This is a genomic window from Streptomyces aurantiacus JA 4570, assembly GCF_000414115.1.
Taxonomy (GTDB): Bacteria; Actinomycetota; Actinomycetes; order Streptomycetales; family Streptomycetaceae; genus Streptomyces; species Streptomyces aurantiacus_A.
The window spans coordinates 1-24,702 of record NZ_AOPZ01000024.1 but is presented as its reverse complement, the minus strand read 5'-3'; the positions used below and the strand labels follow the sequence as shown (position 1 = coordinate 24,702).

Below are 24,702 nucleotides of genomic sequence, written 5' to 3'. Positions count from 1 at the left end.
CCTCCGCCCACGCGCCCGTCGCCGCCCCGCCGGCCCGTGACACCACCGGGCACATCCAGCTCCCGCCCGGCGGCCCCGTCGCGATGCCGAGCCCGCCGCCCGGCACGGCCAGGGCCGACACGGGCTCCACCACGCTGGCCGTGCTGCTCATCGGCCCCGCGGGCGCGGGCAAGACAAGCGTGGCGAAGTTCTGGGCCGAGCACCGGCGCGTCCCGACGGCGCACATCAGCCTCGACGACGTACGCGAATGGGTGCGCTCGGGCTTCGCCGACCCGCAGTCGGGCTGGAACGACAACTCCGAGGCGCAGTACCGCCTGGCCCGCCGCACCTGCGGCTTCGCCGCGCGGAACTTCCTCGCCAACGGCATCTCCTGCATCCTCGACGACGCCGTGTTCCCGGACCGCCCGGTCGTCGGCCTCGGCGGCTGGAAGCGGCATGTGGGGCCGGGCCTGCTGCCCGTCGTCCTGCTCCCCGGCCTGGAGATCGTCCTGGAGCGCAACGCCCAGCGCAGCGGCAACCGCCGCCTCACGGACGAGGAGGTCGCCCGCATCCACGGCCGCATGGCCGGTTGGTACGGCTCGGGCCTGCCCATCATCGACAACTCCCAGCTCGACGTCCCCGCCACGGCCGCCCTCCTGGACGACGTCCTGGCCCGCGCGATCGCGAGCCCGCCGAAGTGGTAGATCCACGTCGGACGGCCTGACAGCACGGGCACGCGCGGTCGCGCCCAGAAAGGGCGCGGGGAGACCTTGGGGGAGTTCGAGTACGAGCGCGCAGCGCGATCGGCGGGACGTACGCCGGGGCTCACCACCCCGTCACCGCCCGGGCGCGCAGCCGCCCCCGCCCGTCCGGACGCGCTGAACCGGCCGTGCGGCCGGGCCCCTCATAGGCTCGGCTCCATGTCAGAGGTGTACGCCGCGCGCAGGGAGCGGCTCAGGGAGCGCTGTGCGGGTGGCGGGAGTGCGGCCGCGCTCGTGTCCCGGCCCGCCAATGTGCGCTATCTCGCGGGCGCGGCGCCGGGCGGTGCCGTACTGCTGCTGGGCAGGACCGAGGACGTGCTGGTGTGCGCGCGGCCGCCGGGGGAGGAACCCGGTGCGGAGCGGCCCGACGAAGCGCTGCGGACGCACGTCCTGGAGACGCCCGGCGGCGACCCGGCCGTCGCGGGGGCGAGGCAGGCGGCGGCGCAGGGAGCCGAGTCGCTGGCCGTCGAGGAACACCATCTGACCGTCGCCCGGCACCACGCGCTGGGCTCCGTGGCGCCCGCGCTGCGCCTGACCGACCTGGCGCGCGGCGTGGAGCAGCTGCGGCTCGTCAAGGACGAGGAGGAGATCTCCTGCCTGCGCATCGCCGCCGAGATCGCCGACCAGGCTCTCGGGGAGCTCCTCGAGTCGATCCTGGTGGGGCGCACGGAACGGCATCTCGCGCTGGAGCTGGAGCGCCGCCTGGTAGATCACGGCGCCGACGGCCCCGCCTTCGCCACGTCCGTCGCCACCGGGCCGAACTCGGGGCGCGGCGGGCACCGCCCCACCGACCGGCGGGTCGAGGAGGGCGACTTCCTCTCCGTGTGCCTGGGCTCCTGCTACCGCGGCTACCGCAGCGAGATCGGCCGCACCTTCGTCATCGGCACCTCGCCCGCGGACTGGCAGATCGAGCTGTACGACCTCGTCTTCGCCGCTCAGCGGGCCGGCCGCGAGGCCCTGACACCGGGCGCCGCCTACCGCGACGTGGACCGCGCGGCACGCCACGTACTCGACGCCGCGGGCTACGCGGACGGCCTCGCTCCGCTCACCGGACACGGTGTCGGGCTCGAAATCGACGAGGACCCGCAGTTGGCGCCCGCGGCCATGGGTAAACTGGACGCTTGCGTGCCGGTCACCGTCGAACCGGGGGTCCACCTCCCGGGCCGGGGCGGGGTCCGGATCGATGACACGCTCGTCGTCCGCTGCGAAGCGGACGGCGGACCCGAGCTACTCACCATTACGACCAAGGAGCTGCTCGCGCTCTAGCGCGTGCGCGTGCCCCGGGGTCGTCCACGTCAGTCCAGGAGATTCCGCAACCGTGGCTTCCACGAACGACCTCAAGAACGGCCTGGTGCTCAAGCTCGAAGGCGGCCAGCTCTGGTCCGTCGTCGAGTTCCAGCACGTCAAGCCCGGCAAGGGCCCGGCCTTCGTGCGCACCAAGCTCAAGAACGTGCTCTCCGGCAAGGTCGTCGACAAGACGTTCAACGCCGGCGTCAAGGTCGACACGGCCACGATCGACAAGCGCGACATGCAGTTCTCCTACATGGACGGCGACTACTTCGTCTTCATGGACATGGAGACCTACGACCAGCTGCACATCGACAAGAAGGCCGTCGGCGACGCCGCGAACTTCCTGATCGAGGGCTTCGAGGCCACCGTCGCGCAGCACGAGGGCGAGGTCCTCTTCGTCGAGCTGCCCGCCGCCGTCGAGCTGACCATCCGGGAGACCGAGCCGGGCGTCCAGGGCGACCGCTCCACGGGCGGCACCAAGCCCGCCATCCTGGAGACCGGCCACCAGATCAACGTGCCGCTCTTCATCACCACCGGCGAGAAGATCAAGGTCGACACCCGCGACAGCAGCTACCTCGGCCGGGTGAACAGCTAACCGTGGCCGCCCGTAATACGGCCCGCAAGCGCGCCTTCCAGATCCTCTTCGAGGCCGACCAGCGTGGTGTCGACGTCCTGACCGTCCTGGCGGACTGGGTACGCCACTCGCGGACCGACACCCGGCAGCCGCCGGTGAGCGAGTACACGATGGAGCTCGTCGAGGGGTACGAGCAGCACGCTTCCCGCATCGACGAGCTGATCTCGCAGTACGCCGTCGGATGGACGCTCGACCGGATGCCCGTCGTCGACCGGAACATCCTGCGGCTCGGCGCGTACGAACTCGTCTGGGTCGACGGCACGCCCGACGCGGTGGTTCTGGACGAGGCCGTCCAGCTCGCCAAGGAATTCTCCACGGACGAGTCGCCGGCCTTCGTCAATGGCCTGCTCGGCCGGTTCAAGGACCTGAAGCCGAGTCTTCGCCGGGGAGAGTAGGCGTTCTCGCCGGGGAGAGCAGGCTTCCGCCGGACTTTTCCGTTCCTGGAGGGCCCACAGCCGTTTGGCTGTGGGCCCTCCAGGTTTTTGCCCTCCAGCCCTCCAGGGTTTTCCGCACCCACGCAAAAGGCCGCCGGGGTGGCCGGAACACAATGGTTCCGGCCACCCCGGCGGCACGTTTCTGCTCAAGTCTCCCTTGGGAGGATTCAGACCTCTTCGTGGGCCACGGCGCGGCGCGCGTCCGCGTCCAGGACGCCCCAGCTGATCAGCTGCTCGGTGAGCACCGAGGGCGACTGGTCGTAGATCACGGCGAGGGTGCGCAGGTCGTCCTGGCGGATGGAGAGCACCTTGCCGTTGTAGTCGCCGCGCTGCGACTGGATCGTCGCGGCATAGCGCTGCAGGGGGCCCGCCTTCTCGGCCGGGACGTGGGCCAGCCGCTCCAGGTCGAGGACCAGCTTGGGCGGGGGCTCGGCGGCGCCGCCGGGCGGCGTGCCCGGGAGGAGTTCCTGCACCGGAACGCCGTAGAAGTCCGCCAGCTCGGCGAGGCGCTGCACGGTCACGGCACGGTCGCCGCGCTCGTACGACCCCACCACGACCGCCTTCCAGCGACCCTGGGACTTCTCCTCGACGCCGTGGAGGGAAAGGCCCTGCTGGGTGCGGATGGCGCGGAGCTTGGCCCCGAGCTGTTTGGCGTATTCGCTGGACATATAGCTCCCCGGACGCTGTGACAACGTGCGGCTCCGCCGCGCGGCTGGTGACTCACTGTGAGGTTACGCAGCGTTACTTGGCCGCGTCAAGCCGAATGAGTCCGAGGGCCTCTTCCGTGGGGGTGGTGACGGCGCGCGTTGCCGTTGCTGGTACCGTGAATGGCGCAGTTGACGTAGTTGGCGCATTTTAGACGTCCTTTAAAGTCCGTCCCGTGAGGCGGAGAAGGAGGTCCGTTTTTCATGGACTCGCAAGACTCCGGTGTCGCCCGGCCCGTTCTCGAAGGCCCGGACATCGCACGGGTGCTGACCCGTATCGCCCACGAAATCGTCGAGCGCGCCAAGGGCGCGGAGGACGTGGTCCTGCTCGGCATTCCCACCCGTGGTGTCTTCCTCGGGCAGCGGCTCGCCGCCAAGCTCGAAGAGATCACCGGCCGCAAGATCCCGGTCGGCTCCCTCGACATCACGATGTACCGCGACGACCTGCGCATGCACCCGCCGCGCGCACTCGCCCGCACCGACATCCCCGGTGACGGCATCGACGGCCGCCTGGTCGTCCTCGTCGACGACGTGCTCTTCTCCGGCCGCACCATCCGCGCCGCCCTCGACGCCCTGAACGACATCGGCCGCCCGCGCGCGGTGCAGCTCGCCGTCCTCGTCGACCGCGGTCACCGAGAACTGCCCATCCGCGCCGACTACGTCGGCAAGAACCTCCCGACGTCGCTGCGGGAGACGGTCAAGGTCCAGCTCGCCGAGGAGGACGGCCGCGACGCCGTGCTGCTCGGCGCCAAGCCGACCGCTCCGGCCGGCGAGCGCTAGCTCCTTCCCGTACGGCAGGCCCTTCGGGACACCTGTCCGTGCGCGAGCCGACGCGCGCCCGCATGCCCGCCGTGCCCCCGGGGACACTCCCGTCCGGGTACCCGCACACCTGAATTCCCTTACGGAGCCCACCAGATGATGCGACACCTCATCTCGGCCGCCGACCTCACCCGCGACGACGCCGTTCTCATCCTCGACACCGCGGAGGAGATGGCACGCGTCGCCGACCGGCCGATCAAGAAGCTGCCCGCGCTGCGCGGCCGCACCGTGGTCAACCTCTTCTTCGAGGACTCGACCCGGACCCGGATCTCCTTCGAGGCCGCCGAGAAGCGCCTCTCCGCCGACGTCATCAACTTCGCCGCCAAGGGGTCGTCCGTCTCCAAGGGCGAGTCCCTCAAGGACACCGCCCAGACCCTGGAGGCCATGGGCGTCGACGCCGTCGTCATCCGCCACGGGGCCTCCGGCGCGCCCTACCGCCTGGCCACCTCCGGCTGGATCGACGCCAGCGTCATCAACGCCGGCGACGGCACCCACCAGCACCCCACCCAGGCCCTGCTCGACGCCTTCACCATGCGGCGCCGCCTGGTCGGCCGGGACGCCGGGCTCGGCCAGGACCTGGCCGGCAAGAACGTCACGATCGTCGGGGACATCCTGCACAGCCGTGTCGCCCGCTCCAACGTGGACCTGCTGCACACGCTCGGCGCCGAGGTCACCCTCGTCGCGCCGCCCACCCTGGTGCCGGTGGGCGTCGAGCACTGGCCGTGCGAGGTGTCGTACGACCTCGACCGGGTGCTGCCCAAGTCCGACGCCGTGATGATGCTGCGGGTGCAGCGCGAGCGGATGAACGCCGCGTTCTTCCCCACCGAGCGCGAGTACTCCCGGCGCTACGGCCTCGACGGCGACCGCATGGCGAAGATGCCCGAGCACGCCATCGTGATGCACCCCGGCCCGATGGTCCGCGGCATGGAGATCACCGCCGAGGTCGCCGACTCCGACCGCTGCACGGTCGTCGAACAGGTCGCCAACGGCGTCTCGATCCGCATGGCCGTCCTCTACCTGCTCCTGGGCGGCAACGAGCCCGCCGTCACCCACACCCGTACCGAGGAGAAGTAAGAACATGAGCAAGATTCTGATCCGTGGTGCGAAGGTGCTCGGCGGCGAGGCGCAGGACGTCCTCGTCGACGGCGAGACCGTCGCGGAGGTCGGCTCCGGGCTGAGCGACGAGGGCGCCACCGTCGTCGAGGCCGACGGCCGGATTCTGCTGCCGGGCCTGGTGGACCTGCACACCCATCTGCGCGAGCCCGGCCGTGAGGACTCCGAGACCGTCCTCACCGGCACCCGGGCGGCCGCGAGCGGCGGCTTCACCTCCGTGTTCGCGATGGCCAACACATTCCCGGTGGCCGACACCGCGGGCGTCGTCGAGCAGGTCTGGCGGCTCGGCAAGGAGTCCGGCTACTGCGACGTGCAGCCGATCGGCGCCGTCACCGTCGGCCTGGAGGGCAAGAAGCTCGCCGAGCTGGGCGCCATGCACGAGTCGGCGGCCGGGGTCACGGTCTTCTCCGACGACGGCAAGTGCGTCGACGACGCCGTGATCATGCGGCGCGCCCTGGAGTACGTGAAGGCGTTCGGCGGCGTCGTCGCGCAGCACGCCCAAGAGCCGCGGCTCACCGAGGGCGCCCAGATGAACGAGGGCGTCGTCTCGGCGGAGCTCGGGCTCGGCGGCTGGCCGGCGGTCGCCGAGGAGTCGATCATCGCCCGGGACGTCCTGCTCGCCGAGCACGTCGGTTCGCGGGTGCACATCTGCCACCTGTCGACCGCGGGCTCCGTGGAGATCGTGCGCTGGGCCAAGTCGCGCGGCATCGACGTCACCGCCGAGGTCACGCCGCACCACCTGCTCCTCACCGACGAGCTCGTACGGACGTACAACCCCGTCTACAAGGTCAACCCGCCGCTGCGCACCGAGCGCGACGTCATGGCGCTGCGTGAGGCCCTGGCCGACGGCACCATCGACATCGTCGCCACCGACCACGCCCCGCACCCGCACGAGGACAAGGACTGTGAGTGGGGCGCGGCCGCCATGGGCATGGTCGGCCTGGAGACCGCCCTGTCCGTCGTGCAGCACACGATGGTCGACACCGGCCTGCTCACCTGGGCGGGCGTCGCCGAGCGGATGGCGCACACGCCCGCCCGGATCGGCGGGGCCACGGGCCACGGCCGCCCCGTCTCGGCAGGCGAGCCGGCGAACCTCACCCTCGTCGATCCGGCATACCGTGGTCCCGTGGACCCCGCGGGATTCGCCTCCCGCAGCCGCAACACCCCCTACGAGGGACGTGAGCTGCCGGGACGCGTCACGCACACGTGGCTGCGGGGCCGGGCCACGCTCGTCGACGGGAAGCTCCAGTGACCGCAACGCACCTTCTTGCCAGCCCGCACCTGACCCGCCTGGCCGCCGAGGAGAAGTCGGCCGAGGTCACCGACTGGGCCGCCCGGCTCGGCTGGGTCGTCGGCCTGCTGCTCTTCATCGCCCTCGTCTACTGGCTGATGCGCCAGGGCTGGAAGTGGCGCGGCACGCTCCAGGGCGACCTGCCGGAGCTCGCCGGCGCGCCGTCCGACCCCGGCCCGGCGAAACTTGAGATGACCGGCCGCTACCACGGCTCGACCACCGCCGGGCAGTGGCTCGACCGGATCGTGGCGCACGGCCTGGGCACCCGCAGCCGGGTGGAGCTGAGCCTCACCGACGCGGGCCTGGACGTCGTGCGCCCCGGGGCGCGGGACTTCTTCATCCCGAAGGAGGCGTTGCGCGAGGCCCGCCTGGACAAGGGCATCGCCGGCAAGGTCCTCGCCGAGGGCGGTCTGCTGATCGTCACCTGGGAGCACGGCGACAAACTCCTGGACTCCGGCTTCCGCTCGGACCACGCCGCCGAGCAGGCTGAGTGGGTCGAGACCCTGAACGACATGATCGACAACGCGCGGTCCCAGAGCGAGACCGCGGGCACGACGGAAACGGAAGGCGCACGATGACGACCTCCACAAGGGGAGCCACCAAGACCCCTGCCGTACTCGTCCTGGAGGACGGCCGCATCTTCCGCGGGCGTGCCTACGGGGCCGTGGGGGAGACCTTCGGAGAGGCGGTGTTCTCCACCGGCATGACCGGCTACCAGGAGACCCTCACCGACCCCTCGTACCACCGCCAGGTCGTCGTGATGACCGCCCCGCACGTCGGCAACACCGGCGTCAACGACGAGGACCCCGAGTCGCAGCGGATCTGGGTCTCCGGCTACGTGGTGCGCGACCCCGCGCGCGTGCCCTCCAACTGGCGCGCCCAGCGCTCCCTGGACGAGGAGCTGGAGCGCCAGGGTGTCGTCGGCATCAGCGGCATCGACACCCGGGCGCTGACCCGCCACCTGCGCGAGCGCGGCGCCATGCGGGTCGGCATCTTCTCCGGAGACGCCGTTTCCGGCGACGCGGACCTGCTCGCCAAGGTGCAGGCCGCCCCCCAGATGAAGGGCGCGAACCTCTCCGCGGAGGTCGCCACCAAGGAGACGTACGTCGTCCCCGCGATCGGCACCAAGAAGTTCACGGTCGCCGCCGTCGACCTCGGCATCAAGGGCATGACCCCGCAGCGCATGGCCGAGCGCGGCATCGAGGTGCACGTCCTGCCCGCCACCGCGACCGCCGAGGACGTGTACGCGGTCGATCCCGACGGAGTGTTCTTCTCCAACGGCCCCGGCGACCCCGCCACCGCCGACGGCCCCGTCGCCGTCATGCAGGAGGTCCTGAAGCGCGGGACACCCCTGTTCGGCATCTGCTTCGGCAACCAGATCCTCGGCCGCGCCCTCGGCTTCGGCACGTACAAGCTGAAGTACGGCCACCGCGGCATCAACCAGCCCGTGCAGGACCGCACCACGGGCAAGGTCGAGGTCACCGCGCACAACCACGGCTTCGCCGTCGACGCGCCCCTCGACAAGGTCTCCGACACCCCCTACGGCCGCGCCGAGGTCTCCCACGTGTGCCTCAACGACCAGGTCGTCGAGGGGCTCCAGCTCCTCGACCGGCCCGCGTTCAGCGTCCAGTACCACCCCGAGGCGGCCGCGGGCCCGCACGACGCCGCGTACCTCTTCGACCGCTTTGTATCTCTGATGGAGGGCCAGCGTGCCTAAGCGCACCGATATCCAGTCCGTCCTGGTCATCGGCTCCGGCCCGATCGTCATCGGCCAGGCCGCGGAGTTCGACTACTCCGGGACCCAGGCGTGCCGCGTCCTCAAGGCCGAGGGCCTGCGCGTCATCCTCGTCAACTCGAACCCGGCGACGATCATGACCGACCCTGAGATCGCCGACGCCACGTACGTCGAGCCGATCACCCCGGAGTTCGTCGAGAAGATCATCGCCAAGGAGCGCCCCGACGCGCTCCTGCCCACCCTCGGCGGCCAGACGGCCCTCAACACGGCCATCTCGATGCACGAGCAGGGTGTCCTGGAGGAGTACGGCGTCGAGCTGATCGGCGCGAACGTCGAGGCCATCAACAAGGGCGAGGACCGCGACCTCTTCAAGGAGGTCGTGGAGGCCGTCCGCGCCAAGACCGGCCACGGCGAGTCCGCGCGCTCGGTGATCTGCCACTCCATGGACGACGTCCTCAAGGGCGTCGGCGAGCTCGGCGGCTACCCGGTCGTCGTGCGGCCCTCCTTCACCATGGGCGGCGCGGGTTCCGGCTTCGCGCACAACGAGGACGAGCTGCGCCGCATCGCGGGCCAGGGCCTCACGCTCTCGCCGACCACCGAGGTGCTCCTGGAGGAGTCCATCCTCGGCTGGAAGGAGTACGAGCTGGAGCTGATGCGCGACAAGCACGACAACGTCGTGGTCGTCTGCTCCATCGAGAACTTCGACCCGATGGGCGTGCACACCGGCGACTCCATCACGGTCGCACCCGCGATGACGCTCACCGACCGCGAGTACCAGGTCCTGCGGGACGTCGGCATCGCGATCATCCGTGAGGTCGGCGTCGACACCGGCGGCTGCAACATCCAGTTCGCCGTCAACCCCGACGACGGCCGGGTCATCGTCATCGAGATGAACCCGCGTGTCTCGCGGTCCTCGGCGCTCGCTTCGAAGGCCACCGGCTTCCCCATCGCGAAGATCGCCGCGAAGCTGGCCGTCGGCTATACGCTCGACGAGATCCCCAACGACATCACCGAGAAGACCCCGGCGTCCTTCGAGCCGACCCTCGACTATGTCGTCGTCAAGGCTCCCCGCTTCGCCTTCGAGAAGTTCCCGCAGGCCGACTCCACGCTGACCACGACCATGAAGTCGGTCGGCGAGGCCATGGCCATCGGCCGCAACTTCACCGAGGCCCTGCAGAAGGCGCTGCGCTCGCTGGAGAAGAAGGGCAGCCAGTTCTCCTTCACCGGCAAGCCCGGCGACAAGTACACGCTGCTCCGCGCGGCCGTGCGGCCCACCGACGGGCGCATCAACACCGTCATGCAGGCCATCCGCGCGGGCGCCACGCCCCAGGAGGTCTTCGACGCCACGAAGATCGACCCCTGGTTCGTCGACCAGCTCTTCCTCATCAAGGAGATCGCCGACGAGCTGACCGCCGCGGAGAAGCTGGAGCCGGAGCTGCTCGCCGAGGCCAAGCGGCACGGCTTCTCCGACGCCCAGATCGCCGAGATCCGGGGCCTGCGCGAGGACGTCGTCCGCGAGGTCCGGCACGCCCTCGGCGTCCGGCCCGTCTACAAGACGGTCGACACCTGCGCCGCCGAGTTCGCCGCCAAGACGCCGTACTTCTACTCCTCGTACGACGAGGAGAGCGAGGTCGCCCCGCGCGAGAAGCCCGCGGTGATCATCCTGGGCTCCGGCCCGAACCGCATCGGCCAGGGCATCGAGTTCGACTACTCCTGCGTGCACGCCTCGTTCGCGCTGAGCGACGCGGGCTACGAGACCGTCATGGTCAACTGCAACCCGGAGACCGTCTCCACGGACTACGACACCTCCGACCGGCTCTACTTCGAGCCGCTCACCCTGGAGGACGTCCTGGAGATCGTGCACGCGGAGGCGCAGGCGGGCCCGGTCGCCGGCGTCATCGTCCAGCTCGGCGGCCAGACCCCGCTCGGCCTCTCCCAGGCCCTCAAGGACAACGGCGTGCCGGTCGTGGGCACCTCGCCCGAGGCCATCCACGCCGCCGAGGACCGCGGCGCCTTCGGCCGCGTCCTCGCCGAGGCGGGCCTGCCCGCGCCCAAGCACGGCACCGCGACGACCTTCGCCGAGGCCAAGGCCATCGCCGACGAGATCGGCTACCCCGTCCTCGTACGCCCCTCCTACGTCCTCGGCGGGCGTGGCATGGAGATCGTGTACGACGAGGTCAGGCTGTCGGCGTACATCGAGGAGTCGACGGAGATCAGCCCGTCCCGGCCGGTCCTCGTCGACCGCTTCCTGGACGACGCGATCGAGATCGACGTGGACGCGCTGTACGACGGCCACGAGCTGTACCTCGGCGGCGTCATGGAGCACATCGAGGAGGCCGGCATCCACTCCGGCGACTCGGCGTGCGCGCTGCCCCCGATCACGCTCGGCGGCCACGACGTCAAGCGCCTGCGCGCCTCCACGGAGGGCATCGCCAAGGGCGTCGGCGTACGCGGCCTGATCAACATCCAGTTCGCGATGGCCGGGGACATCCTGTACGTCCTGGAGGCCAACCCGCGCGCCTCGCGCACCGTCCCCTTCACCTCGAAGGCGACCGCGGTGCCGCTGGCCAAGGCCGCCGCCCGCATCTCGCTCGGCGCGACCATCGCCGAGCTGCGCGCGGAGGGCCTGCTCCCGGCCGTCGGCGACGGCGGCGAACTGCCGCTGGACGCGCCGATCTCCGTCAAGGAGGCCGTGATGCCCTGGTCGCGCTTCCGCGACATCCAGGGCCGCGGCGTCGACACCGTGCTGGGCCCGGAGATGCGCTCCACCGGTGAAGTCATGGGCATCGACACGGTGTTCGGCACGGCGTACGCCAAGTCGCAGGCGGGCGCGTACGGTCCGCTGCCGACCAAGGGCCGCGCCTTCATCTCGGTGGCCAACCGCGACAAGCGCTCGATGATCTTCCCGGCGCGCGAACTGGTCGCCCACGGCTTCGAGTTGCTGGCCACCTCCGGCACCGCCGAGGTGCTCAAGCGCAACGGCATCAACGCCACGGTCGTGCGCAAGCAGTCCGAGGGCGAGGGCCCGAACGGCGAGAAGACCATCGTCCAGCTCATCCACGACGGCCAGGTCGACCTCATCGTCAACACCCCCTACGGCACCGGCGGCCGCCTCGACGGCTACGACATCCGCACGGCCGCCGTGGCGCGCTCCGTGCCGTGCCTGACGACCGTGCAGGGCCTCGCCGCCGCCGTCCAGGGCATCGACGCGCTCAACCACGGGGACGTGGGCGTGCGCTCCCTCCAGGAGCACGCGCGGCAGCTGACCGCGGCCCGCGACTGAGCAGCCCACGAGGGGGACACCGGAAGCGGTGTCCCCCTCCTCATGTCGGATGCCTCGTGCCTCATGGGGCATCCGAGGACTCCGAGGACTCCGAGGACACTGAGGACACCCCCATGTACAAGCTCTTCTTCCGCCTGGTCTTCCAGCGGATGGACCCCGAGCAGGCCCACCACCTGGCCTTCCGCTGGATCCGCCGCGCGGCCCGCGTCCCGGTCCTGCGCACGTTCGTCGCCGCCGCCCTCGCCCCGCGCTTCAAGGAACTGCGCACCGAGGCGTTCGGCCTGCGCATGCACGGCCCCTTCGGGCTCGCCGCCGGGTTCGACAAGAACGCCGTCGCGATCGACGGCATGACGATGCTCGGCTTCGACCACATCGAGATCGGTACGGTCACGGGGGAGCCGCAGCCCGGCAACCCCAAGAAGCGCCTGTTCCGCCTCGTGCAGGACCGCGCGCTGATCAACCGCATGGGCTTCAACAACGAGGGCTCCGCGGCCGTGGCGGCCCGCCTGGCGGCCCGGGAGCCCGTCTTCAGGGCCGTCGTCGGCGTCAACATCGGCAAGACGAAGGTCGTGCCGGAGGCCGAGGCCGCCGCCGACTACGTGAAGTCCACCGAACGCCTCGCCCGGCACGCCGACTACCTGGTCGTCAACGTCTCCTCGCCGAACACGCCGGGCCTGCGCAACCTCCAGGCCACGGAGTCGCTGCGCCCCCTGCTCAGCGCCGTGCGCGAGGCCGCGGACCGCAGCGTCGAGGGCCGCCGCGTCCCGCTGCTCGTGAAGATCGCGCCCGACCTCGCCGACGAGGACGTCGACGCCGTCGCCGACCTCGCGGTCGAGCTCGGCCTGGACGGCATCATCGCCACGAACACCACCATCGCGCGCGAGGGCCTCGGGCTCGCCTCCGACCCGGCGCTGGTCGCGGAGACCGGCGGCCTGTCCGGCGCGCCCCTGAAGGAGCGCTCCCTGGAGGTCCTCAGGCGCCTCTACGCGCGCGTGGGCGACCGGATCACCCTGGTGGGCGTCGGCGGCATCGAGAGCGCCGAGGACGCCTGGCAGCGCATCCTCGCGGGCGCGACCCTCGTGCAGGGCTACAGCGCGTTCATCTACGAGGGCCCCTTCTGGGGCCGCGCCGTCCACAAGGGCCTCGCCGCCCGCCTCGCCGCGTCCCCGTACGCCACCCTCGCCGAAGCGGTCGGCGCCGACTCTCGAAAGGTCTCCGCAGCATGAGCCCCCTGGATCCCTTCGGCGCCCGGCTGCGCCACGCCATGGACACCCGCGGCCCGCTGTGCGTCGGCATCGACCCGCACGCGTCCCTGCTCGCGGCCTGGGGTCTCCACGACGACATCCAGGGCCTGGAGACCTTCACCCGCACCGTCGTCGACGCCCTGGCCGACCAGGTGGCCGTCTTCAAGCCGCAGTCGGCGTTCTTCGAGCGCTTCGGCTCGCGTGGCATCGCCGTCCTGGAACGGGCGGTCGCGGACCTGCGCGCGGCGGGCGGCCTGGTCGTCATGGACGCCAAGCGCGGCGACATCGGCTCCACCATGGCCGCGTACGCGGAGGCGTTCCTGCACAAGGACGCACCGCTGTTCTCGGACGCGCTGACCGTCTCGCCCTACCTGGGCTACGGCTCCCTCGCCCCCGCGGTGGACCTGGCCAGGGAGAACGGCGCGGGCCTTTTCGTGCTCGCCCTGACCTCCAACCCGGAGGGCGCCGAGGTGCAGCGCGCGGTGCGCGAGGACGGCCGGAGCATCGGGGCCACCATGCTGGGGCACCTCGCGGCCGAGAACGCGGGAGCGGCGCCCATGGGGTCCTTCGGGGCGGTCGTCGGGGCCACGCTCGGGGACCTGTCGACCTTCGAGCTGGACATCAACGGGCCGCTCCTCGCGCCGGGCATCGGAGCGCAGGGCGCGACGCCGGCCGACCTGCCGCGGGTCTTCGGCGCGGCCGTGCGCAACGTCGTGCCGAACGTCAGCCGGGGCGTCCTGAAGGCGGGGCCCGGCGCGGGCGCGCTGCGGGACGCGGCGGCGCGGTTCGCGGACGAGGTGCGGGTCGCGGTCGACGCGGCGTAGGCCCCCGGACTTCTTTCGCCGAGAGTGCACGTCGGGAGGACAGAAAGGCTTTTCCGGGAGCGGATTCGCGTTTCCGGGGAGACGCCGACGTGGTCGTGCACGCGCCGAACTGACGCGTTGCTTACGCGACACCCGGCCAAAACAGGGGTGAAATGACCGATATGTCAGGCTCAGTGGAGGCTGACCAGGACTTTTCGTCAGTTCTCGCTGACTCCAGCGGCCATGGCCGCTAGTCTCCGACGAGTGGGGGCAGCTCCCACACCCTCAAGGTAGTGGGGGACAACGGGCAAGCGCGTTGCACGTTGCTCCCCTGGTGTGGGGCGACTAGGTTCCTCACCGGTCCGTATCCGACAGTTCGACATCCGAGGTGACGTAGGCGTGGCTCTTCCGCCCCTTACCCCTGAACAGCGCGCAGCCGCGCTCGAAAAGGCCGCCGCGGCTCGCCGGGAGCGGGCCGAGGTCAAGAATCGACTCAAGCACTCCGGCGCCTCCCTTCACGAGGTCATCAAGCAGGGCCAGGAGAACGACGTCATCGGCAAGATGAAGGTCTCCGCCCTCCTGGAGTCCCTGCCGGGCGTGGGCAAGGTCCGCGCCAAGCAGATCATGGAGCGCCTCGGCATTTCCGAGAGCCGCCGTGTGCGCGGTCTCGGCTCCAACCAGATCGCGTCGCTCGAGCGAGAGTTCGGCGGCAGCGGGGCCTGACGGTCTCAGGCTTCCTGGGGCACCTGGTCCCAGGCAGTCCCGAGAGGCTGGATAATCGCTGCATGGCTGCAACATCCCGGGGGACGACCCCCGTACCCCCGGACGCACGTCCGCGGCTGACCGTGCTCTCCGGCCCTTCCGGGGTCGGCAAGAGCACGGTCGTCGCTCATATGCGCAAGGAACACCCCGAGGTCTGGCTCTCGGTCTCGGCGACGACCCGCAAGCCGCGCCCCGGCGAGCGCCACGGTGTCCACTACTTCTTCGTCACCGACGAGGAGATGGACAAGCTGATCGCCAACGGCGAGCTCCTGGAGTGGGCGGAATTCGCGGGCAACCGCTACGGCACTCCGCGCCGCGCGGTCCTGGAACATCTGGAATCAGGTGTTCCGGTCCTCCTTGAGATCGACCTGCAGGGCGCCCGCCTGGTGCGCGAGTCGATGCCCGAGGCACAGCTGGTCTTCCTGGCCCCGCCGAGCTGGGAGGAGCTGGTGCGCCGGCTCACCGGCCGGGGCACGGAGCCGCCCGAGGTGATCGAGCGCAGGCTTCAGGCCGCACGCGTCGAACTGGCCGCGGAGGCCGAGTTCGACATCACCCTGGTCAACACCTCGGTCGAGGATGTGGCTCGCGAGCTGCTAGCCTTGATGAAAGTTGTTTGATCTTCACCACCTTTGATCTTGACCCCCTTCGGAAGGCAGAGCGTGTCCTCTTCCATCACCGCGCCCGAGGGCATCATCAACCCGCCGATTGATGAGCTGCTCGAGGCCACCGACTCGAAGTACAGCCTCGTGATCTACGCCGCCAAGCGCGCCCGTCAGATCAACGCGTACTACTCGCAGCTCGGCGAGGGCCTCCTGGAGTACGTGGGCCCGCTGGTGGACACCCACGTCCACGAGAAGCCGCTGTCGATCGCGCTCCGCGAGATCAACGCGGGCCTGCTGACGTCCGAGGCCGTCGAGGCCCCGACGTGAGCAGCAGCAAGCAGTAGGCGCCGGCAAGCAGCAGGCGCCAGTTTTTCCACCACGGGCCCGGCAGAGCACCTGCCGGGCCCGTGGTGTGTCATGGAGTCGTACGTTTCAGTCGTACGTTTTCGAGTGCGGGGAGGCACGGTGGACAAGCCGAAGGTCGTTCTGGGGGTCAGCGGCGGGATCGCCGCCTACAAGGCGTGCGAGCTGCTGCGCCGGCTCACGGAGTCCGGCCACGACGTGCGCGTCGTGCCCACCGAGTCCGCGCTGCACTTCGTCGGCGCCGCGACCTGGTCCGCGCTGTCCGGCCACCCGGTGTCCACGTCAGTCTGGTCGGACGTCCACGAGGTGCCGCACGTACGCATCGGACAGGGCGCGGACCTCGTGATCGTCGCGCCCGCCACGGCCGACCTGCTCGCCAAGGCCGCCCACGGCCTGGCCGACGATTTGCTCACGAACACGCTCCTCACCGCCCGCTGTCCGGTCGTCTTCGCCCCGGCCATGCACACGGAGATGTGGGAGCACCCGGCCACCCAGGAGAACGTGGCCACGCTGCGCCGCCGCGGCGCCCTCGTCGTCGACCCCGCCGTCGGCCGCCTCACCGGCGTCGACACCGGCAAGGGCCGCTTCCCGGAACCCGCCGAGCTCTTCGACGTCGTACGCCGCGTCCTCGGCCGGGGCGGCGACGTCGCCGTCGGCGCCGCACCGGACCTCGCCGGACGCCACGTCGTCGTCAGCGCCGGCGGCACCCGCGAGCCCCTGGACCCGGTGCGCTTCCTCGGCAACCGCTCCTCCGGCAAGCAGGGCTACGCGCTCGCCCGCAGCGCGGCGGCCCGTGGCGCCCGCGTGACCCTGGTGGCGGCCAACGCGGCGCTCCCCGACCCGGCGGGCGTCGACATCGTCCCCGTCGGCACCGCCGTCCAGCTCCGCGAGGCCGTCCTGAAGGCTGCGGCCGACGCCGACGCCGTGGTGATGGCCGCCGCCGTGGCCGACTTCCGTCCGGAGACGTACGCCACCGGAAAGATCAAGAAGAAGGACGGCGAGGACCCCGCCCCCATCGTCCTCGTCCGCAATCCCGACATCCTGGCCGAGATCGCGGGCGACCGCCCCCGCACGGGCCAGATCGTCGTCGGCTTCGCCGCCGAGACGGACGACGTGCTGGCCAACGGCCGCGCCAAGCTCGCCCGCAAGGGCTGCGACCTACTCGTGGTGAACGAGGTCGGTGAACGCAAGACATTCGGTTCCGAGCAGAACGAGGCGATCGTGCTCGGCGCCGACGGCAGTGAGACCCCGGTGCCGTACGGACCCAAGGAGGACCTCGCGGACACGATCTGGGACCTGGTGATCCAGCGTCTGCCGTGAACCGTGGGGGGCCTGTGGTCTGCCATTCGAAAAGTGAGGCGAACGTCACTTCCGCCCAAGTGGAGGGTTCAAACCCCGCGAATTCGGGCGGCAGGCCCTCTGGTGCAGACCGATCGTCGTATCGCACAATGCAGTGCCGCAGGTCACGGCGCCCATGAAGCGAGACAGGTGACCACGCGGCGGAGCGCGACCGATAAACTGGTGTCGGACGGCGTCGAGCGCAGCTCTCGGCCCGCCCGCCAATGATCAGCCAGCAGCCGCTGCAACCACAGGGAGCGATGTGTCCCGCCGTCTCTTCACCTCGGAGTCCGTGACCGAGGGTCACCCCGACAAGATCGCCGACCAGATCAGCGACACCATCCTCGACGCGCTTCTGCGGGAGGACCCGACCTCCCGGGTCGCCGTCGAAACGCTCATCACCACCGGCCTCGTGCACGTCGCCGGTGAGGTCACGACCAAGGCGTACGCGCCGATCGCGCAGCTGGTGCGCGACAAGATCCTCGAGATCGGCTACGACTCGTCGAAGAAGGGCTTCGACGGTGCCTCCTGTGGCGTGTCGGTGTCCATCGGCGCCCAGTCGCCCGACATCGCGCAGGGCGTCGACACGGCGTACGAGAAGCGCGTCGAGGGCGATGAGGACGAGCTCGACAAGCAGGGCGCCGGCGACCAGGGCCTGATGTTCGGCTACGCCTGCGACGAGACCCCGGAGCTCATGCCGCTCCCGATCCACCTCGCGCACCGCCTGTCCCGCCGCCTGTCCGAGGTCCGCAAGAACGGGACCATCCCGTACCTGCGCCCCGACGGCAAGACCCAGGTCACCATCGAGTACGACGGCGACAAGGCCGTCCGCCTCGACACCGTCGTCGTCTCCTCGCAGCACGCGTCGGACATCGACCTGGACTCGCTCCTGGCCCCCGACATCCGCGAGTTCGTCGTCGAGCCGGAGCTCAAGGCGCTCCTGGACGACGGCATCAAGCTGGAGACCGAGGGCTACCGCCTCCTGGTCAACCCCACCGGCCGCTTCGAGATCGGCGGCCCGATGGGCGACGCCGGCCTGACCGGCCGCAAGATCATCATCGACACGTACGGCGGCATGGCCCGCCACGGCGGCGGCGCCTTCTCCGGCAAGGACCCGTCCAAGGTCGACCGCTCCGCCGCCTACGCCATGCGCTGGGTCGCCAAGAACGTCGTCGCGGCCGGCCTCGCGGCCCGCTGCGAGGTCCAGGTCGCCTACGCGATCGGCAAGGCCGAGCCGGTGGGTCTGTTCGTCGAGACCTTCGGCACGGCCAAGGTCGACACGGAGAAGATCGAGACCGCCATCAGCGAGGTCTTCGACCTCCGCCCGGCCGCGATCATCCGCGACCTGGACCTCCTCCGTCCGATCTACTCGCAGACCGCCGCGTACGGCCACTTCGGCCGGGCGATCCCCGACTTCACGTGGGAGCGGACGGATCGGGTGGAGGCGCTGCGGAAGGCTGTAGGGCTGGAAGGCTGACCCGTCAGTCGGACTGTTGGAGGCCCGGTGACCCCTCTTCGGGGCACCGGGCCTCGCCATGTCAGGCGGGAGGGTCCGGCGGCGCCGACATGCCGTTGTCGGTGTCGTCCGCGTCATCGCGGTCACCGCGTCCGAAGCGTCGCCGAAGATCCTCGACAACATCGTCCTTGCCGTGGACATGCGCGAGCTTGATCAGTCGTTCGGCGAAGATCTCGACCTCCGGGTCATCGGGCGAGAACCCGAACCACTCCAGAAAGGCGTCGAGGGAGCCCGCATCCGCGGACGCAAAGTGCCCCGCATCGTCGCCGGGCGGCATCGAGATGTCTTGTTGACGAGACATGAACTGCTGCTCGCCGAGGCCGAGCGGATCACCGGCGAACGCGGGTGGCGGCACCAAGTGCTCGAAGGGCGGCGCGACGGTGGCATTGTTGGCGGCGGCGGACAGACGGGCCAGGAGGCCGATCCGGTCCACTGTGGCCTCGACCTGCTCGTCGTTGCGGGAGAGCCACCACACCACGGCGCTTCCTGTGTCCTTCAGTACGTCGTCGCCGAGATAAGCACGCTTGCTGCGTTCGTAATTGCGTTCGTGCTCCCAGACGTCCTCGTCCTTACGGACGTTGGAGAGCTTGAACAGGCGCTCACGGTCCACTTCGGACAGGCTCAATGAGACGTTCTGGGCCATGGCCACCACACGGCCGCTGGGGTCCAGCCGCATCGTGCCCAGTGCCCCGTTCAGCAGGTGCTGTACGAAGGTGCTGTGGGTGGGCTGTTGCCGTTCGGTGAGGACCCGTGCGCGCTGGAGCACGGCGTCGACCGCCAACCCTCCCGCGTCGATCGCCGGCGCGCCCTCAGGAGCCTCCATCTCGGTCCAGGTCACCGTCGCGGAGAACGAGAAGTCATAGTCGGGAGCCGCGCTCGGCAGGGACACGTGGGTGACATGGCGCTCGGGGCGCTTGTCAATGAAGGGCTCAGGGGTGGGTTCGGGCACGGAAGGGAAGGCTGGTCCGTCGGCACCACGGCTCAGGACGTTGTGGGTTACTGCCGCGATGACCAGGAGGATCGCGGCTGTCGTGGGCCAGGCCCACAGGGGCCAGTTCGCGCTCAAGCCCATGATGACGAAGATGAGCCCAAGGATGACGGTGACGAATAACGTCATCGTCTTCTGGCCGGAACTCATGGTGAACCCCCGATTTCTCTCTCAAGCAGTGCGTTCGTAGGGACTGAGGCCCTGCTGGGTGTCGATGGCGCGCAGCAGTCGGTCGAGGGTGTCCACGCGAGCGGCCCCGGTGCCGACCGGCGCTCGCCGCCACGCGCGCGCGACCCGGAAGAGGCGACCCGCGGTGCGGCAGTCCGATGCGCAGGCCGTGGCGAGAACCTCCAGGACATGCGGCTGGTACTCGGCGTATGCCACGCCCGCACTGAGCCAGCGCGACACGCACTCGGCCCACCGCTCATCGGGGCGGCGCAGTGTCACCCGCCACGCCTGAGCCAGCAGGGTGCGCACCCGCTGTGAGCGGATGAGACGAATCGGGTCGGCGAGCGCGAGGAAGAGCTCGCTGTCCCTGTCCCCCAAGCGGCGCTCCATACCGGTACTCAGTCGACTGAGCATCAGTTGGTAGAGGCGATTGTCGGAGTGGGCGAGGGCCACCACTGCTGCTTGTGCGTCGGCGCTCACCCGCCCCTCCCCTCGGCGCGCGAGGTGATGGAGGCGTACCAGGGCCTGATCCGGGTGCGTGGGTGCCATGGCTTCCGAACAGACCGGTACCAGGACCTGCCCCAGGCGTTGAATCGCGTCCGTCGACGTCGACCAGTCGTAGATCTGCTGCCGGAAGTAGCGCCCGTGCTGCTCGTCAGCCAGACCAAGTGCCAGGAGTTGAGCCGCGTCCGGTATGTACCAGGCTGAAGTGCCGGGGCGCGCCCACCTCTCCACCATCCACCTGAGATCTTCGGGACGTCGGCACCGCAAGCCTTGCGCGGCGAAACGCGGGATGGCTGCCTTCCGTATGTCGGGCTCGAGGTCGGGCGTCGCCATACAGGCGTGGAACCAGTCGCGCAGTTGTAGCCGGATATCCGGCATATAGGTCCAAAAGTGTTCACGGACGGCGTTGGCATAGCCGGGCAGGGTGAAACGTACCCGGCCGTCGGCCCCGACCTCCGCACCCACCGCGGTGAACTCCGCGTACAGATCGGTGCGGTCGAGCCGAGGGGTCCCGTCGTCCGGATGGCTCAGGACCTTCAGCAGGCTGTTCGTGGCGTGCAGGACGGTGCCCGGGGGTGAGTCGTGGAACATCGCCAATGCGAGGAGCAGTGCCCGACGACGCCCGCTGGCCTCGGCTGCGATGTCCGCGGCGACGCGCGCGGATTGATTGTGCTCGTCGGCGAGTGCCGCTGCGAGCCATTGGCCGAAGTCCCCTGCGGCGCTGCTCGCGTCGCGGTGCTGCCTGATGCTGTCCGCGAGCGCCGCCACCTTCCGCAGAGGAGCCCGAGACAGATACGTCCCGAGTTCTTGGCTCTCCAGCTCGACGCTCGTAGGCCGGAGGTCCTCGCACCGCAGATGCCGAGCGAGCACCCGTTTGGCTGGGGGGCGGCCGATTTCGGTGGTGAGGTGCCTGAGGTCGTCGCGCAACAGGTAGCCGAGATGGTGCGGCAGCACCACGGCCACATGGGCGTCGAGCTGTGAGAGGCGGTCACGGAGCTCGAACAGGTCCCGCTGGATCTCCACATACCGGGACTCCTCCGCTTCGGACAGATCGAGCAGGAGTCGGTCACCGGCGTTGACATCCTGCTCGTCCAAGACGGAGGCAGCCGAGTCGTCGGGGGTGTCGGGCAGTTCATGCAGACTTCCCCGTGATGCGGGCAGTTCGTGGAGCAGCATCAGAGCGGACGCGCGTCGCCCGCTGCCGGGCAGGCCGTCGAGTAGGACGGTACGCGTCTCACGCAGTAGCTCACGGGCTCTCGTGAAGCGGGGTGGATCCACGAAGCGCTGGTAGAGGTGGACGCGGTCGGCCTCGGAGATGGTGCGGCGCCGTCGGGCCGCCTGGTCCCGCAGGCGAGAGGTGGCGGCCGCCTTCGCCGCCACGTAGAAGTTGTACTGAGGCCCCTCGCCGCCGTGGACCGAGCCATGGGATTCGTGTACGTACGTGCTGGCGCTCTCCGTCACCGGTCGTCTTCCTTGCGCGTCCGGCGGAGCCGCTGCCCGAACTGGTGACTGACGCTGCTGCCCCTGTTGTCCCCCGTGAAGTGGGTGGTCCCGTCGCCGTTCTCGTGGTGATGGGTGACCATGTCGCCGCTGCCGCTGTGCAATGGACTGTGGGACTCACCCACGAAGGTGCCGACTGAGCCTCCGACATGGCCGATGCCGCCGCTCTGATGGTCGTTGTGAACAGCGGGCAGTGCCTCGGACGCGGCGTCGCGCTCGGCCCCCTGCCTGTCCATCACAGCCAAGCCGGGGACTTGCTGAACGAGGCGGTCGGCCAGGCCCGCCAGGTCCGTGGCGAAGGTACGCGACTGGATGCGCGCGTACTGGCAGACCGCCAGTTGCGCGATGGATTTGGGGAGGCGGTGCGGAGCGAGCTGTTCCAGCCTCCGTCCGGCCAGCAGGGGAACGACGAGTACCCCGGAGTCGAATGCCTCCTCGATCTCGCGGCGTACCCAGTCCTGCGGGTTGGTCAAGGCGCGCCGTCCCGGGCGCCTGGGGTCCGGGGCGTCGAGCCACTGCTCGTCGATGAGCACGAGCAGTACTCGGCTTCGGCGCACCGCTCGGGGCAGTTCCTGGGTGAAGTCGTTGCCGAGTTCGATGGCGCTGCCGGCGAGGAAGACACTGTCGGGCCCGAATCGGTCCGTCAGGGCCTCCTCGCACCGGTAGGCCAGTTCCTTGCCGCCCTCGGTCCGGTAGTTGACGAAGATCTCGTGCATGGCTTGTCCCCTCTAGGAAGCGGACGTGCAGGTGATGGCGACTGCCAGATCGGGTGCGAGCGCGCGGACCGCGGCACGGCCCCGGTGTCGCGCGAGGGTGTGGGAGAGGCGGCGCAAGTCGGCGGCCACCGTCGCGGAGCACGTGAGTCGCACCGAGGTCAGGGCGTTGCCCGCGATCTCGCAGGCGTGGTCGACTTCGCCTGCCGCCGCGTGTGCGAGGGCACGCCTGATGTTGTACCGCCCCCGCGTGCGAAACGCGTGCGTGGGGATGCGCGCGGTTTCCCGGTCGAGCAGGTCAGCGGCTTCAGCGGGGCGGCCCAGGTCGTACAGGCACCAGCCGGTGAACATGGCGACCACGTCCGGGAGGTGGGAGGCGCCGAGCACCGGTTGGCCGGGGTCGGCCACGTCGCGCGCCAGCAGCGCACGGGCGCGGTCGAGATTGCGCATGCAGGCCGTGTGGTCACCGGCGACGGCGGCGCTCTGGGCGAGGTGCTGGGCGGCAAGACCACGTATGCGCGAGGACGCGTCACTGCGCAGAGCTCGCTCGGCGAGCCGACCGGCATCGGAGATGTCCCCTCGGTACAGGCTGATGAGAGAGTGCCGGACGTACGCGTAGGTGGCGATGTCCGGGTCGTCGCCGGCGTCAGCCAGGCGCACGGCGCGGGCGGTCCACCAACGGGCCATCGAGTCCTTGCCGCACTCCTGCGCCATCCACCCCGCGTACTCGGCGTAGCGGGAAGCGATGAGGAGCAGGTCGCGCCGCGTCCGAGGACCGGCGTGCCCGGCCAGTCGCTCGAGGCTGTGGGTCTGGGCAGTGAGGGCGGGCAGCACGCCCGCGGGGCCCGACGACTGACCGAGGTGGCGGAGCTGGTCGAAGATCAGGCGGGCGGCGTCCGCGACAGTCGCTGCCGCCTCGTCCGGCGGGGGCTGTACGAGGGCGTTGCCGGACTGCAGGGCCAAGGCGGACATGGCTCCCGCGGACATCGCGCGGCGTCGCGTCATCCTCCGGATGCTGCTCGAGCCGTCCTTGTCCACGTGCATCAACCACACCTCACTGTCGTGATCGGGACTGTCCTGTGGCGGCCGGGACGGGGTGACCGGTAGCAGACCGGCTAGTGCGCCGTCGGCCTTGAGCTGGGTGTCGCAGAGGCGGGCGAGTTCGAGTGTCGGGCGTTTGAGCCCGCGTTCCACCTTGCTGAGCTGGCTCTTGCTGTAGTGGACGCGCTGGCCCAGCTGCTCCAGGGAGAGCTCGGCGTGCAGGCGCCTCCTCCGCAGTTCCCGCCCGAAATCGCATGTGTCTTCCAGCACTTCAACCTCCGTCACTCTCCGGCCGACAGCCGATGAGCGCCGCAATTCAGCGTGTGGCAGCCGACCGGGCCGAACAAGGCGAATGGAGCGTTTCCCGTTTCCTCATCCGGAGCGAAGCCGACACGGTTCCGGATGTCGAGAAAGGGAAATCGGCCAGAGGGCCGAGGCGAGGGGGCTGATCGTCCCGAGGGTGTCACTGTCAGTGCTGTCTGGTAGGAATTTGGCTGTGAGCAGCGAGAACGGTCAGTCGGGTGGTGCACAGGGCGCCGAGCCCGAGCAGCTTGCGCTCATTCGGGAGAGTGTGCGGAAGGCCAAGGCGCCCAAGGCGAAGCCGCGTACGTGGCGGGGGGCGGCGCTGGCCGAGTCGTTGCCGGTGGCGCGGGTCGTCGTCGACAAGGGCGTGCTGCATCTCGACCGGTATTTCGACTATGCCGTGCCCCTGGAGCTGGACGAGGCCGCGCAGCCGGGGGTGCGGGTGCGGGTGCGGTTCGGGGCCGGGGCGCGGAATGTGCGGGGCGGGCGGCGCGAGGGGGGCGGGCTCATCGACGGGTTCGTCGTCGAGCGCTGCGCCGAGTCGGACTACAGCGGGCCGCTGGCCGCGCTAGCCCAGGTCGTGTCGCCGGAACCGGTGCTCGACGAGGAGCTGTTGGGGCTCGCCCGCGCCGTCGCCGACCGGTACGCGGGCAGTCTCGCCGATGTGCTGCAGCTGGCCGTTCCGCCGCGGCACGCCCGCGCCGAGTCCCGGCCATCGCCCCCCGCGGCCGCGCCGCCCCCAGCGCCCGAGCCCGGATCGTGGCAGCGGTACGGGCGCGGTGCCGAGTTCGTGGCGTCGCTCGCCGCGGGCGGC

23 protein-coding genes are annotated in these 24,702 nt (G+C 70.3%); 18 read left to right on the top strand and 5 right to left on the bottom strand.

Annotated elements, in window-relative coordinates; translation table 11 throughout:
* The 4 genes from STRAU_RS03510 to nusB all read left to right on the top strand — a co-directional run.
* On the top strand, positions 1-683 hold a 683-nt coding region (locus STRAU_RS03510), incomplete at its 5' end, for an AAA family ATPase (protein ID WP_037657320.1).
* Between the two features lie 216 nt (positions 684-899).
* The gene (locus tag STRAU_RS03505; RefSeq protein ID WP_037657319.1) at positions 900-2,006 is read left to right on the top strand and encodes a M24 family metallopeptidase; all 1,107 of its coding nucleotides are present in this window, start codon (positions 900-902) and stop codon (positions 2,004-2,006) included.
* Between the two features lie 52 nt (positions 2,007-2,058).
* The gene (efp, locus tag STRAU_RS03500; protein ID WP_016638849.1) at positions 2,059-2,625 is read left to right on the top strand and encodes an elongation factor P; all 567 of its coding nucleotides are present in this window, start codon (positions 2,059-2,061) and stop codon (positions 2,623-2,625) included.
* A 2-nt stretch (positions 2,626-2,627) separates the two neighbouring features.
* The gene (gene nusB, locus STRAU_RS03495; protein WP_016638848.1) at positions 2,628-3,059 is read left to right on the top strand and encodes a transcription antitermination factor NusB; all 432 of its coding nucleotides are present in this window, start codon (positions 2,628-2,630) and stop codon (positions 3,057-3,059) included.
* Positions 3,060-3,265: 206 nt separating this feature from the next.
* Here the strand turns inward: nusB and bldD are convergent, their stop codons facing one another.
* On the bottom strand, positions 3,266-3,766 hold the full coding sequence (gene bldD / locus STRAU_RS03490; RefSeq protein ID WP_016638847.1) for a transcriptional regulator BldD: 501 nt from the start codon (positions 3,764-3,766) through the stop codon (positions 3,266-3,268).
* 240 nt (positions 3,767-4,006) lie between these two features.
* On the opposite strand from bldD, the gene pyrR reads away from it, so the two are divergent.
* The 13 genes from pyrR to metK all read left to right on the top strand — a co-directional run bounded on the left by pyrR (position 4,007) and on the right by metK (position 18,632).
* Entirely contained in the window at positions 4,007-4,582 is a 576-nt protein-coding gene (gene pyrR / locus STRAU_RS03485) for a bifunctional pyr operon transcriptional regulator/uracil phosphoribosyltransferase PyrR (RefSeq protein WP_016638846.1), read from the top strand.
* Positions 4,583-4,717: 135 nt separating this feature from the next.
* Positions 4,718-5,695, top strand: a complete 978-nt coding sequence (locus STRAU_RS03480; protein WP_016638845.1) for an aspartate carbamoyltransferase catalytic subunit — start codon at positions 4,718-4,720, stop codon at positions 5,693-5,695.
* A 4-nt stretch (positions 5,696-5,699) separates the two neighbouring features.
* Positions 5,700-6,986 carry a dihydroorotase gene (locus STRAU_RS03475; protein ID WP_016638844.1) on the top strand — a complete coding sequence of 429 codons (1,287 nt, stop codon included), beginning with the start codon at positions 5,700-5,702 and terminating at the stop codon, positions 6,984-6,986.
* The gene (locus tag STRAU_RS03470) at positions 6,983-7,603 is read left to right on the top strand and encodes a PH-like domain-containing protein (protein ID WP_016638843.1); all 621 of its coding nucleotides are present in this window, start codon (positions 6,983-6,985) and stop codon (positions 7,601-7,603) included. The genes STRAU_RS03475 and STRAU_RS03470 overlap by 4 nt, the downstream gene beginning before the upstream one ends.
* A complete protein-coding gene (carA, locus tag STRAU_RS03465) occupies positions 7,600-8,742 on the top strand; it encodes a glutamine-hydrolyzing carbamoyl-phosphate synthase small subunit (protein ID WP_016638842.1) in 1,143 nt (380 codons plus the stop codon). Before STRAU_RS03470 ends, carA begins: the two co-directional genes overlap by 4 nt.
* Positions 8,735-12,043 carry a carbamoyl-phosphate synthase large subunit gene (gene carB / locus STRAU_RS03460; protein WP_016638841.1) on the top strand — a complete coding sequence of 1,103 codons (3,309 nt, stop codon included), beginning with the start codon at positions 8,735-8,737 and terminating at the stop codon, positions 12,041-12,043. The genes carA and carB overlap by 8 nt, the downstream gene beginning before the upstream one ends.
* A gap of 113 nt (positions 12,044-12,156) precedes the next feature.
* Positions 12,157-13,269, top strand: coding sequence for a quinone-dependent dihydroorotate dehydrogenase (locus STRAU_RS03455; protein ID WP_037657318.1), 1,113 nt, complete (start codon positions 12,157-12,159; stop codon positions 13,267-13,269).
* Positions 13,266-14,111: an orotidine-5'-phosphate decarboxylase gene (gene pyrF, locus STRAU_RS03450; RefSeq protein WP_016638839.1), complete on the top strand. Its 846-nt coding sequence runs from the start codon at positions 13,266-13,268 to the stop codon at positions 14,109-14,111. Before STRAU_RS03455 ends, pyrF begins: the two co-directional genes overlap by 4 nt.
* Before the next feature lie 378 nt (positions 14,112-14,489).
* Positions 14,490-14,813 carry an integration host factor gene (locus STRAU_RS03445; RefSeq protein WP_016638838.1) on the top strand — a complete coding sequence of 108 codons (324 nt, stop codon included), beginning with the start codon at positions 14,490-14,492 and terminating at the stop codon, positions 14,811-14,813.
* Between the two features lie 62 nt (positions 14,814-14,875).
* Positions 14,876-15,469: a guanylate kinase gene (gene gmk, locus STRAU_RS03440; protein WP_052028934.1), complete on the top strand. Its 594-nt coding sequence runs from the start codon at positions 14,876-14,878 to the stop codon at positions 15,467-15,469.
* A gap of 42 nt (positions 15,470-15,511) precedes the next feature.
* On the top strand, positions 15,512-15,781 hold the full coding sequence (gene rpoZ / locus STRAU_RS03435; RefSeq protein ID WP_016638836.1) for a DNA-directed RNA polymerase subunit omega: 270 nt from the start codon (positions 15,512-15,514) through the stop codon (positions 15,779-15,781).
* A 90-nt stretch (positions 15,782-15,871) separates the two neighbouring features.
* Positions 15,872-17,137 carry a bifunctional phosphopantothenoylcysteine decarboxylase/phosphopantothenate--cysteine ligase CoaBC gene (coaBC, locus tag STRAU_RS03430; RefSeq protein WP_052028933.1) on the top strand — a complete coding sequence of 422 codons (1,266 nt, stop codon included), beginning with the start codon at positions 15,872-15,874 and terminating at the stop codon, positions 17,135-17,137.
* 280 nt (positions 17,138-17,417) lie between these two features.
* The gene (gene metK / locus STRAU_RS03425) at positions 17,418-18,632 is read left to right on the top strand and encodes a methionine adenosyltransferase (RefSeq protein ID WP_016638834.1); all 1,215 of its coding nucleotides are present in this window, start codon (positions 17,418-17,420) and stop codon (positions 18,630-18,632) included.
* Positions 18,633-18,693: 61 nt separating this feature from the next.
* On the opposite strand, the gene STRAU_RS03420 is transcribed toward metK, so the two are convergent.
* The 4 genes from STRAU_RS03420 to STRAU_RS03405 are packed head-to-tail and all read right to left on the bottom strand — an operon-like array spanning position 18,694 to position 23,855.
* Positions 18,694-19,809: a hypothetical protein gene (locus tag STRAU_RS03420; RefSeq protein WP_016638833.1), complete on the bottom strand. Its 1,116-nt coding sequence runs from the start codon at positions 19,807-19,809 to the stop codon at positions 18,694-18,696.
* 21 nt (positions 19,810-19,830) lie between these two features.
* Positions 19,831-21,792 carry a hypothetical protein gene (locus STRAU_RS03415; protein WP_016638832.1) on the bottom strand — a complete coding sequence of 654 codons (1,962 nt, stop codon included), beginning with the start codon at positions 21,790-21,792 and terminating at the stop codon, positions 19,831-19,833.
* On the bottom strand, positions 21,789-22,547 hold the full coding sequence (locus STRAU_RS03410) for a TIR domain-containing protein (RefSeq protein ID WP_016638831.1): 759 nt from the start codon (positions 22,545-22,547) through the stop codon (positions 21,789-21,791). Before STRAU_RS03410 ends, STRAU_RS03415 begins: the two co-directional genes overlap by 4 nt.
* Before the next feature lie 12 nt (positions 22,548-22,559).
* Positions 22,560-23,855, bottom strand: a complete 1,296-nt coding sequence (locus STRAU_RS03405) for a helix-turn-helix domain-containing protein (RefSeq protein ID WP_016638830.1) — start codon at positions 23,853-23,855, stop codon at positions 22,560-22,562.
* Positions 23,856-24,081: 226 nt separating this feature from the next.
* Here STRAU_RS03405 and STRAU_RS03400 point away from each other — a divergent pair.
* Positions 24,082-24,702, top strand: a 621-nt coding sequence (locus STRAU_RS03400; RefSeq protein WP_037657321.1) for a primosomal protein N' family DNA-binding protein, incomplete at its 3' end; no start/stop codon positions are given.